The sequence below is a fragment of the Arthrobacter sp. Cza30 genome (assembly GCF_059090765.1).
The window spans coordinates 710502-720494 of sequence record NZ_JBNHGA010000005.1 but is presented as its reverse complement, the minus strand read 5'-3'; the positions used below and the strand labels follow the sequence as shown (position 1 = coordinate 720494).

Below are 9993 nucleotides of genomic sequence, written 5' to 3'. Positions count from 1 at the left end.
CCCCCGAACCCCCCAAACCCCCCCCCCCCCCCCCCCCCCACCCACCCCCACCCCCCCCCCCCCCCCCCCCCCCCCCCCCAACCCCCCCCGGCACTGTTTCCGGCACTGTTTCCGGCACTGTTTCCGGCACCGTTTCCGGCACCGTTTCCGGCGGTTACTTGGCCTTCGCCAGGAAATCCTGCAGCCGGCCGACGCCGACGGCGAGGTCCTCGTCGCCGAGGGCGTAGGACAGCCGCACGAAGCCCGACGGCCCGAAGGCCTCGCCGGGCACGACGGCGACCTCGACCTCGTCGAGGATCAGCGAGGCGAGCTCGGCGGAGGTCGCCGGACGGACGGTGCCGCCCGCCGTCGGGAATTCCTTGCCGAGCAGCCCGCGGACGTCGGCGTAGGCGTAGAACGCGCCCTCCGGCGTGGGGCATTCGACGCCGGCGATGGCGTTCAGACCCTCGACCATGGCCTTGCGGCGGCGGTCGAAGGCAACCTTCATCTCGTCCACCGCGGTCAGCGGTCCGGACACGGCGGCCAGCGCCGCCATCTGGGACACGTTGGCCACGTTGGAGGTGGCGTGGGACTGCATATTGGTGGCGGCCTTGACCACGTCCTTCGGGCCGATCATCCAGCCCACCCGCCAGCCGGTCATGGCGTAGGTCTTGGCCACGCCGTTGAGGATGACGACCTTGTCGCCCAGCTCCGGGGCGGCCGTGGCGATGGAGGTGAAGGGCACGCCGTCGTAGGTGAGGTGCTCGTAGATCTCGTCGGTAATGACCCACAGGCCCTTCGAGGCGGCCCACTGGCCGATCTCGGCAACCTGTTCCGGCTGGTAGACGGCACCGGTCGGGTTGGACGGGGAGACGAAGAGCAGCACCTTGGTTTTGTCGGTCAGCGCGCCCTCGAGCTGGTCGACGGTGACCAGGTAGCCCTGCTCCGGCCCGGCGAAGACCTCCACAGGGACGCCGCCGGCCAGCCGGATCGCCTCGGGGTAGGTGGTCCAGAACGGCGTGGGGACCAGGACCTCGTCGCCCGGATCCAACAAGGTGGCGAAGGATTCGTACACCGCCTGCTTGCCGCCGTTGGTCACCAGCACCTGGGCCGGGTCCACCCGGTAGCCGGAATCGCGCAGCGTCTTGTCCGCGATGGCCTGCTTCAGTTCGGGCAGGCCGCCGGCGGGGGAGTAGCGGTGGAAGCGCGGCTGGCGCGCGGCCTCGATGGCGGCCTCCACGATGTAGTCCGGGGTCGGGAAGTCCGGTTCGCCCGCCCCGAAGCCAATCACCGGGCGCCCGGCAGCCTTCAGCGCTTTTGCCTTGGCATCGACGGCGAGGGTGGCGGATTCGGCGATGGACGCAATGCGCCGGGAGACGCGGGCGTTGGCAGGCATGGGGTTCCCGTCTTCAGTAGCGTGTAGGACTGTTCCATAGTCTAGGTGCAGCCCGAGTCCGGGTGCAGCCCGTCGGGCGTACGGCACGTTGCCCGGTGTCCGCCGGCCCCCTTGGTCAGCGGGCCGGCGGAAATGTTGCATAATGGATCAGTCGCCTTTTGGGTGGCAAACGGGGTTCGGTTCGACGTCGGCGCATCGCTGGCGTAAACTGGATCTTCGGTGTTGAAAACGCCATGATGTTCCATGCCCGCGCGGCGGGGGCATCCGGCAGTATTCGGCTCCATAGGGTAGTGGCGCAATTGGTAGCGCAGCGGTCTCCAAAACCGCAGGTTGCAGGTTCGAGTCCTGTCTGCCCTGCGCAGAACCGCCGCAGGCATAAACTGCAGCAGTTCAGCATCCCAGCACGAAGCAGCGGTCCAGGCCGGCCGAGGCCGTCCGGGGGCCGGACACCGGACAGAATGAGTGAGGCCAGGTTGACCGATACGTCTTCCAGCAGTCCCCAGGGACGCCCCACCGGACGAAAGACCGAGAAGCGCGGTCTCTTCGCCCGGATCATTTTGTTTGTCCGCCAGGTCGTTGCCGAACTCAAAAAGGTCGTCACGCCGACCCGCAAGGAACTGCTGAACTACACGCTTGTGGTGATCGCCTTTGTGGCCATCATGATGTTGATCGTCACGGCACTGGATCTGGTTTTCGGCCAGGGCGCGTTCTTCGTCTTCGGAGACGGCATACCCGAACAGTAACGTCCGCGTTGCGGCAGCCGTACGGATGGATACGACGACGGCGCAAAGCCGCCGCGAGTCAAGTGAGCTGAAGAAGAAAGCAGGAAGCTAAGTGTCCGACCAGGAACTCGAAGCCCAGAACTCCGAAGAGAACGCGGAGCTGGAAGCCGACGAGCAGGTTACCGTGACCGGCACCGACGAGGTGCCGGCTTCTGGCGTTGACGCCGCAGAAGAGGCTGCCGGTACCGATCTGGCGAGCGAGCTTGACCAGGCCGCCGACGACGCCCCCGTCCTCGACGAGGCCGCCGAAGCCGCCGCCGAGGCGGACGTGACCGAAGCCGTGGCCGCCGACGGTGCCCCGGAGGAGACCGGGCCGGCCGAAGAGGCCGAAGAGGTTGAGCAGACGGAAGAGGAAGCCCTCGAAGCATTCCGCGCCAAGCTGCGCCGCCAGCCCGGTGACTGGTACGTCATCCACTCCTACGCCGGCTACGAAAACCGTGTGAAGGTCAACCTGGAGACCCGTATCCAGACCCTGAACATGGAAGACTTCATTTACGAGATCCAGGTCCCGATGGAAGAAGTCGTGGAGATCAAGAACACCACGCGCAAGCTGGTCAAGCGCGTGCGCATCCCGGGTTACGTGCTGGTCCGGATGGACCTGACCGACGCCTCATGGGGCGCCGTCCGCCACACTCCCGGCGTGACCGGGTTCGTCGGCAACGCGCACAACCCGGTGCCGCTGAGCCTGAAGGAAGTTGCTTCCATGCTGGAGCACACCATCACGGGCACCAAGACGGAAGCCGGCGGCAAGGCTGCGGGCAAGGCGACGGCAGCGAGCACACCGATCACCGTCAACTTCGAGGTCGGCGAGTCCGTCACCGTCAACGACGGGCCGTTCGAGACGCTGCCGGCAACGATTTCCGAAATCAAGCCGGAATCCCAGCAGCTCGTGGTGCTGGTGACCATCTTCGAGCGCGAAACCCCGGTGACGCTCTCGTTCAGCCAGGTCACCAAGATCCACTAACCAAGACTTCGTGCGGATACGGACCCGCTTTGTCCGAATCCGCACGGCCGGCCGCCAAGCCATGGTGGCCAACCACCGCCGGCACGCTCCTGTGCCGCCGGTACGTAATGTGAGAGAAGGACCCGATATGGCCCCCAAGAAAAAGGTCACCGGCCTCATCAAGCTCCAGATCCAGGCAGGCGCCGCCAACCCGGCCCCGCCGATCGGTCCGGCGCTTGGTCAGCACGGTGTCAACATCATGGAATTCTGCAAGGCGTACAACGCCGCCACGGAATCCCAGCGCGGAAACGTGATCCCGGTTGAAATCACGGTCTACGAAGACCGTTCCTTCACCTTCATCACCAAGACCCCGCCGGCCGCCGAGCTGATCAAGAAGGCCGCAGGCGTGCAGAAGGGTTCGGCTACCCCGCACACCAACAAGGTTGCGAAGCTGACCCAGGCACAGGTCGATGAGATCGCCGGCACCAAGATGGCCGACCTCAACGCCAACGACATCAAGGCTGCCGCCAAGATCATCGCCGGCACCGCCCGTTCCATGGGCATCGAGGTCGAGTAGCGAGGAGCTCGCGTACGGTGAGGGCCGAGGAACGAGGCACTCGCCGGAAGCAAGCACCGCAGCTGCTCGACAATCGGCACTGTCGAGGGCTAAGCACCTCAACCCCGGTGGTCGTGCCAGGACACAAGTCCTGCAGGACCCCACCAAGACAAATCAAAAAACGACGGCGACACAGCTCGCCACAGGTGGGAACACCGCCGTCGTTGTGGCAGGGCCGGGCGCGGTCCGCAGACCACAACTGCACAAGGAGAAAAAGCAGATGGCAAAGCGCAGCAAAGCATATGAGGCAGCTGTAGCCAAGATCGAGGCGGACAAGGTTTACGCCCCGGTCGAGGCAATCACTCTCGCCAAGGAGACCAACCCGTCCAAGTTCGACGCGACCGTTGAGGTGGCCTTCCGCCTCAGCGTCGACCCGCGCAAGGCCGACCAGATGGTCCGCGGCACGGTGAACCTGCCGCACGGCACCGGCAAGACCGCCCGCGTGCTGGTCTTCGCCACCGGCGACAAGGCCGAGGCCGCTATCGCCGCGGGCGCCGACTTCGTTGGCTCCGACGACCTGATCGAAAAGATCCAGGGCGGCTGGACCGACTTCGACGCCGCCGTGGCGACCCCGGAACTGATGGGCAAGGTCGGCCGCTTGGGCAAGGTCCTCGGTCCCCGCAACCTGATGCCGAACCCGAAGACCGGAACGGTGACCCCGGACGTCACCAAGGCCGTCAACGACATCAAGGGCGGCAAGATCGACTTCCGCGTCGACAAGCACGCCAACCTCCACTTCATCATCGGCAAGGTGTCCTTCGACGCCAACAAGCTGGTGGAGAACTACGCCGCCGCCCTGGAAGAAGTGCTGCGCCTGAAGCCGTCGGCTTCCAAGGGCCGGTACATCGCGAAGGCGACCATCACCACCACCTTCGGCCCGGGCATCTCCGTGGACCCGAACGTCACCAAGGTGGCCGTGGAGGCCTAACCGGGACTTCAGGTTCGCCGGCGACGGCGAACACTTAGGCTATGGCCGCAGCAGATGCTGCGGCCATAGCCCGTTTAAGCGGGAGATAGTGCGGCGCGGCGGGATGCAGTACTGTGATTGGTACTACTCAATCACTGCCTCAGCGCCGAGGAGCCCGCATGCCCACGACCTCGATCACGATCGCGCCGCTGCCCATCCCGCCCGCCCTTCAGAGCCCGGGCGGTGCGGAGTTTGCCGCATCCGCCGAGCTGGCCAATCTGGTCAACGGGCTGATCTGGGGCAACAACGATTTTTGGGTGAGCCCGGCGGTCAGGCTCGAGGGGGCGCGGCCGAACGACTACTCGGTGACGTATCTCTGGGCGGCCAGAGACGGGGACCGGCACGTCGGGCGTGCCCTGCTCGAGCTGTCGCTGCGGGACAACCCGCGGAACGGGTACGTCTTTGTGGCCGTCCATCCCGACTACCGGCGGCGGGGCGTGGGAAGCAGGCTGCTGGCCGAAGCCGAGGCCTGCGCCGCCCGCCGCGGCCGGACCACCCTTCAGGCCTGGAGCGAACATCCCGCCGGATTCGATCCAGCGGGCCCGGACATGCTCCGGCCGACGACCGGGGCCGGGGCCCTGCCGGGGTCCGCGCCGGCGGTGCGCTTCGCGCTGGCCGGCGGCTTCCGGCTCGAACAGGTGGAGCGGTGCAGCAGGATGCCGCTCCCCGCCGACCAGGACAGGCTGCAAGCCCACGCGGCAGCAGCTGCCCGCAAGGCCGGAGCGGACTACCGGCTGGTGGAGTGGGCCGACAGCTGCCCGCCGGACTGCGTGGACCAGTACGCGGCCCTGCGGCAGCGGATGAGCACGGACGTCCCGCTGGGTGAACTCGACTACGAGGAAGAAGCGTGGGACGCGGCCCGGGTCCGCCACCAGGAGGAAGAGCTGCGGCGCAAGGGCGGCCGCTGCCTGGTGGTCGCGGCCCGGCATGTGCCCAGCGGCCGGCTGGTGGGCCATACCGTGCTGGAATTCTTCCCGGAGCAGCCCGAGGTGGTCTTCCAGGAGGACACGCTGGTGCTGCGGGCCCACCGTGGCCACAGCCTGGGCCTGTGGATCAAGGCCCGCAATCTGCAGCGGGTGGCGGAAGCGTGGCCGCAGGGGCGCCGGCTCTACACCTGGAACGCCGACGAAAACAGCCACATGCTGGACATCAACATCGCCCTCGGCTTCGCTCCGGCGGGGTACGAGGCCGCCTGGCAGAAGAAGCTGGGTCCGGGGCCGCAGGCCGGGGGGACCGGCACGGGCGGCGCCGTGTGACGGCCGTGGGTCGGGGCGTGTCGCCGGCGCGTCATGCTACGCGCCGGTAACCGGCAGCGGCGGTTACGATGTCAGCGCGCCGGCATGCTGCCGGGTGTGGCGGGAGGGCCGATGGAACGCAGGACGCTGGTTGACATGATGGCGGAAGACCTGCTGGAGCAGATCATCGCCGGCCGCATGGCGCCCGGCGACGCGCTGCCGACCGAGGCCGAAATCGCCGCCCGGTCGCAGGTCAGCCGGCTGACCGTCCGGGAGGCCCTCACCATGCTGCGGGCGATGAACGTGATCAGCATCCAGCGGGGCCGCGGCACGTTCATCAATCCGCCCGGGAAGTGGACCTCGGTCGAAGCCATCGTCCGCGCCGCGGCGCACAGCATGAGCGACTCCGCCGCCTCGCGGCAACTGCTCGAAGTGCGGCGCCTGGTCGAATCCGGGGCCGCCGCGCTGGCTGCCCTCCGCCGCACCGCTGCGGACCTGGAGCTGCTGCGCGGGCACCTGGAGTCGATGGCCGCGGCGGACGCCGCCGGTGACGCGGACGCCTTCGTCGAAGCCGACCGGTTGTTCCACACGGTGGTCCTCAAGGCGTCCGGCAACGTCCTCTTTCCGGCGGTCTTCGTGCCGATGGGCCGGGTGCTGGCCGACGCGCGGCGGAAAGCGTTTGGGGCGCGGGCCGTCCGCACGCGCACCCTCGCCATGCACCGCAGGGTGCTCGCCGCCGTCGAAAGCGGGGACTCCCAAGGAGCGCGCCAGGCGATGGAGGACCACGTGGACCAGGTCCAGGACGACCTCGACGGCAGTGCCGCCGGCCCGGCGAAGGCGCCCGCGGTGCGGTCGGCCGCCGGCTGACCCGTCCGGGGTGCGGACGCGGACCGCGGTGCGGGCCGCCGATTTGGCGTCCGACGGCAGGATCCCGTACCCTTGAAGAACCAAAGACCGTCGGTCGTTGAAATCCTCCTCGTTTTCAACCGAAAGTCCCATGCCTGGGACGGCCTGCGCAGGTGAACGAAGCATTGCCCCGCCACCGGAACGCCGGAGCGGGAACGAAGCCCCGTGCGCCTGCATGGGGCGTTTTTTATGCGTGCGACCCGAACCACCGGCACTATTTCCCCGGAAGGAGGGTTATGGCAACGCCAACCAAGGTGGCAGCCGTTGAAGAAATCACCAGCGATTTCAAGGAATCCAGCGCTGCAGTCCTAACCGAATACCGCGGGCTTACCGTTGCACAGCTCAAGGAGCTGCGTGTTTCTCTCGGCCAGGACACCAAGTTCTCGGTCGTCAAGAACACCCTGACTGGCATTGCAGCCAAGGAAGCCGGCATCGACGCGTTCGAAGGCCAGCTTTCCGGACCCACTGCTATCGCCTTCATCAAGGGTGACGCCGTTGCAGCCGCCAAGTCCCTGACGGATTTCGCAAAGTCCAACCCGCAGCTCATCATCAAGACCGGTATCTTCGAGGGCAAGGCCCTGGATGCAACCGCCGTTGCTGCGCTGGCCGCTCTCGAATCCCGCGAGCACCAGCTGGCCCGCGTCGCCGGTGTCCTCAAGGCGCCGATGTCCGCACTGGCCCGCACCCTCGATGCGCTGCGCATCAAGCAGGAGGAGAACGGCGGCGCCGCTGCCGAAGCTCCGGCCGAAGCTGCCGAAGCCGAAGCTCCCGCTGCCGAAGCAACCGAGGCCCCGGCCGAGGCTGCCGCCGAAGAGCAGTAACACTCTTCACCAACCAACTCTTGGTGCGGACACACCAGCCGCATCACCTATCAGGAAGGACGCCAACCATGGCGAAGCTCACCAACGAAGAGCTCATTGAAGCTTTCAAGGAACTGACCATCATCGAGCTCTCCGAGTTCGTCAAGCTGTTCGAGGAGACCTTCGACGTCACCGCTGCTGCCGTTGCCGTTGCAGGCCCGGCAGCCGGCGCCGGCGAAGCCGCTGCCGAGGAGCAGACCGAGTTCGACGTCGTCCTCGAAGCCGCCGGCGAGAAGAAGATCGCAGTGATCAAGGAAGTCCGCGCGCTGACCTCCCTGGGCCTCAAGGAAGCCAAGGACCTGGTCGACAGTGCTCCGAAGGCCGTCCTCGAAGGCGCCACCAAGGAAGCTGCCGACAAGGCCAAGGAAGTTCTCGAGGCTGCCGGCGCGACCGTCACCCTCAAGTAAGCTCTCTTTAGCTTCTGCAAAGCCCCGCCGCCCCACCGGGCGGCGGGGCTTTGTGCTGCATGCGCCGGGAACAGGCAGCCGCGGGTCCCGGCGGGCTCAGGCCGGGTCGGAAATGTCGGCGACGGTGGCGCCGAGCGCGGACGTCAGCGCATCGGCGTCGACGAAGGCGGAGTAGCCGTGTTCCCCGGCGCCCAGCGAGATCCGACGGCCGCGGATGGACTCGTCGGCGTACACCGGCCAGGCCGTGCTGCTGCCCAGCGGGGTGATGGTGCCGCGCCGGTAGCCCGTCGCCGCGTAGGCAACATCGGCGTGCGGCAGCGAAAGTTTGTTGACCCCCAGCAGCGAGCGGAGCTTGGGCCAGGAGATCTGCCGGTCGCCGGGGACGAGGGCGAACAGGAACGAGCCGTCCTTGTGCTTGATGACCAGGGTCTTGACGATGTCGGCCTCGGCGATGCCCAGCAGCTGCGCGGCCTCCGCGAGGCTGCGGGCGCCGGCGCGTTCGGCGACGTCGACCTTCAGCGAGTGGGCTTCGGCGCCGGCCAGGAAACGCTGCAGCCCGGCCGGCAGGGCAGGGGCACCGGAGTCGTTGCTCATGTCCGGTTCAAGCCCCGGCGGCCGCCCGGTATTCCCGGCCGCGCCGCCGGGGCCGCCCGGAACTCCTAGTCACGGTAGAGCAGCAGCGCCTCGCCCTGGCCGCCGCCGCCGCACAGGGAGACCGCGGCCTTGCCGGTGCCGCGCCGGCGCAGTTCCAAGGCGGCCGTCAGCGCCAGCCGGGTGCCGGAGGCGCCGATCGGATGGCCCAAGGCGATGGCCCCGCCGTGGATGTTGCACTTCTCCAGCGGGTAGTCCAGGTCCTGGAGCGACTGCACCGCCACGGCGCCGAAGGCTTCGTTGATCTCGATGAAGTCCAGGTCGGCCGTGGTCCAGCCCGCACGCTTGAGCGCCTGGGTGATCGCGTTGGACGGCTGCGACTGCAACGAGGTGTCCGGTCCGGCCACCTGCCCCGGACGGCCGACGACGGCGAGCCAGTCCAGGCCGTTGTCCTCGGCAAAGCCGCGGGTCGCGACCACGACGGCGGCCGCGCCGTCGGACAGCGGGGAGGAGTTGCCGGCGGTGATGGTGCCGTCCTTGGCAAACGCCGGCCGCAGCGGGGCCAGGCTTTCCACGCTGGTCTGCGGGCGGACACCCTCGTCGCTGTCGACCACCAGGTCCTCGCCCTTGCGCTGCGGCACCGCGACCGGGACGATCTCGTCGTCGAAGACCCCGTTCTTGGCGGCGGCGGCGGCGCGCTGGTGGGAAGCGGCGGCCACTTCGTCCTGCGCTTCGCGGGGAATGCCCAGCTCGGCGTTCCGGCGCTCGGTGGAGACGCCCATCGACTCGTGGTCGAAGGCATCGGTGAGGCCGTCGTGGGCGGTGGCATCGAGGGCGGTCAGGCTGCCGTAGGTCCAGCCCTGGCGGGAACCCGGCAGCAGGTGCGGGCCGTTGGTCATCGACTCCTGCCCGCCGGCCACCACCACCTGCGCCTCGCCGCAGCGGATCAGCCGGGCGGCGTCGATGACGGCGGCCAGCCCGGAGAGGCAGACCTTGTTGATCGTCACGGTCGGCACGTTCCAGCCCAGTCCGGCCGCGATGGCCGCCTGCCGGGCGGGGTTCTGGCCGGCGCCGGCCTGGATAACGTGCCCCATGATGACCGCGTCCACCTGTTCGAGGGCGACGCCGGAGCGCTCCAGCGCCGCCGCGATCGCCTTGCCGCCGAGCTGGACGGCGGTGAAGGATGCGAGCTGGCCGTTGAGTCGGCCCGTGGGCGTGCGTGCGCCGTTCAGGATGACGACGTCGTCGCGGCTGTTGTTCTCGGCCATGGTCTTCGTGCCTCTTTCCGCGCCTTGTGGCCTGCGCAAGCAG

General features: G+C 68.1%; 11 protein-coding genes and 1 tRNA gene. 9 read left to right on the top strand and 3 right to left on the bottom strand.

Annotated features, from left to right (window positions below; all coding sequences use genetic code 11):
- Positions 1–154: 154 nt before the first annotated feature.
- Positions 155–1375 (bottom strand): pyridoxal phosphate-dependent aminotransferase, encoded by a 1221-nt coding sequence (locus AC5RVZ_RS20635; RefSeq protein ID WP_494067546.1) that lies wholly within the window; start codon positions 1373–1375, stop codon positions 155–157.
- Between the two features lie 284 nt (positions 1376–1659).
- On the opposite strand from AC5RVZ_RS20635, the gene AC5RVZ_RS20630 reads away from it, so the two are divergent.
- The 9 genes from AC5RVZ_RS20630 (at position 1660) to rplL (ending at position 8091) form a co-directional block, all read left to right on the top strand.
- Positions 1660–1732: transfer RNA gene (locus AC5RVZ_RS20630), tRNA-Trp, on the top strand.
- Between the two features lie 116 nt (positions 1733–1848).
- Positions 1849–2118: a preprotein translocase subunit SecE gene (secE, locus tag AC5RVZ_RS20625; protein ID WP_494067545.1), complete on the top strand. Its 270-nt coding sequence runs from the start codon at positions 1849–1851 to the stop codon at positions 2116–2118.
- A 91-nt stretch (positions 2119–2209) separates the two neighbouring features.
- A complete protein-coding gene (gene nusG, locus AC5RVZ_RS20620) occupies positions 2210–3121 on the top strand; it encodes a transcription termination/antitermination protein NusG (protein ID WP_494067544.1) in 912 nt (303 codons plus the stop codon).
- 127 nt (positions 3122–3248) lie between these two features.
- On the top strand, positions 3249–3677 hold the full coding sequence (gene rplK, locus AC5RVZ_RS20615; protein WP_494067543.1) for a 50S ribosomal protein L11: 429 nt from the start codon (positions 3249–3251) through the stop codon (positions 3675–3677).
- A gap of 259 nt (positions 3678–3936) precedes the next feature.
- Positions 3937–4644, top strand: a complete 708-nt coding sequence (gene rplA, locus AC5RVZ_RS20610) for a 50S ribosomal protein L1 (RefSeq protein WP_494000506.1) — start codon at positions 3937–3939, stop codon at positions 4642–4644.
- A 158-nt stretch (positions 4645–4802) separates the two neighbouring features.
- A complete protein-coding gene (locus AC5RVZ_RS20605; protein ID WP_494067542.1) occupies positions 4803–5939 on the top strand; it encodes a GNAT family N-acetyltransferase in 1137 nt (378 codons plus the stop codon).
- Between the two features lie 111 nt (positions 5940–6050).
- Positions 6051–6785 carry a FadR/GntR family transcriptional regulator gene (locus AC5RVZ_RS20600; protein WP_494067541.1) on the top strand — a complete coding sequence of 245 codons (735 nt, stop codon included), beginning with the start codon at positions 6051–6053 and terminating at the stop codon, positions 6783–6785.
- A gap of 275 nt (positions 6786–7060) precedes the next feature.
- Complete coding sequence (gene rplJ, locus AC5RVZ_RS20595; protein ID WP_494012736.1) at positions 7061–7645, top strand: 50S ribosomal protein L10; 585 nt, start codon at positions 7061–7063, stop codon at positions 7643–7645.
- 68 nt (positions 7646–7713) lie between these two features.
- The gene (gene rplL, locus AC5RVZ_RS20590) at positions 7714–8091 is read left to right on the top strand and encodes a 50S ribosomal protein L7/L12 (RefSeq protein ID WP_494067540.1); all 378 of its coding nucleotides are present in this window, start codon (positions 7714–7716) and stop codon (positions 8089–8091) included.
- A gap of 96 nt (positions 8092–8187) precedes the next feature.
- On the opposite strand, the gene AC5RVZ_RS20585 is transcribed toward rplL, so the two are convergent.
- Both AC5RVZ_RS20585 and AC5RVZ_RS20580 read right to left on the bottom strand, forming a co-directional pair.
- Positions 8188–8685, bottom strand: coding sequence for an aminoacyl-tRNA deacylase (locus AC5RVZ_RS20585; RefSeq protein ID WP_494067539.1), 498 nt, complete (start codon positions 8683–8685; stop codon positions 8188–8190).
- 65 nt (positions 8686–8750) lie between these two features.
- Positions 8751–9950: an acetyl-CoA C-acetyltransferase gene (locus AC5RVZ_RS20580; RefSeq protein ID WP_494067538.1), complete on the bottom strand. Its 1200-nt coding sequence runs from the start codon at positions 9948–9950 to the stop codon at positions 8751–8753.
- Positions 9951–9993: the final 43 nt, after the last annotated feature.

Bases quoted from the DNA above. Each gene is read 5' to 3' on its own strand.
- AC5RVZ_RS20635 (WP_494067546.1), bottom strand. From the start codon at position 1,375: ATGCCTGCCAACGCCCGCGTCTCCCGGCGCATTGCGTCCATCGCCGAA.
- rplK (WP_494067543.1), top strand. From the start codon at position 3,249: ATGGCCCCCAAGAAAAAGGTCACCGGCCTCATCAAGCTCCAGATCCAG.
- rplA (WP_494000506.1), top strand. From the start codon at position 3,937: ATGGCAAAGCGCAGCAAAGCATATGAGGCAGCTGTAGCCAAGATCGAG.
- AC5RVZ_RS20605 (WP_494067542.1), top strand. From the start codon at position 4,803: ATGCCCACGACCTCGATCACGATCGCGCCGCTGCCCATCCCGCCCGCC.
- AC5RVZ_RS20600 (WP_494067541.1), top strand. From the start codon at position 6,051: ATGGAACGCAGGACGCTGGTTGACATGATGGCGGAAGACCTGCTGGAG.
- rplJ (WP_494012736.1), top strand. From the start codon at position 7,061: ATGGCAACGCCAACCAAGGTGGCAGCCGTTGAAGAAATCACCAGCGAT.
- rplL (WP_494067540.1), top strand. From the start codon at position 7,714: ATGGCGAAGCTCACCAACGAAGAGCTCATTGAAGCTTTCAAGGAACTG.
- AC5RVZ_RS20585 (WP_494067539.1), bottom strand. From the start codon at position 8,685: ATGAGCAACGACTCCGGTGCCCCTGCCCTGCCGGCCGGGCTGCAGCGT.
- AC5RVZ_RS20580 (WP_494067538.1), bottom strand. From the start codon at position 9,950: ATGGCCGAGAACAACAGCCGCGACGACGTCGTCATCCTGAACGGCGCA.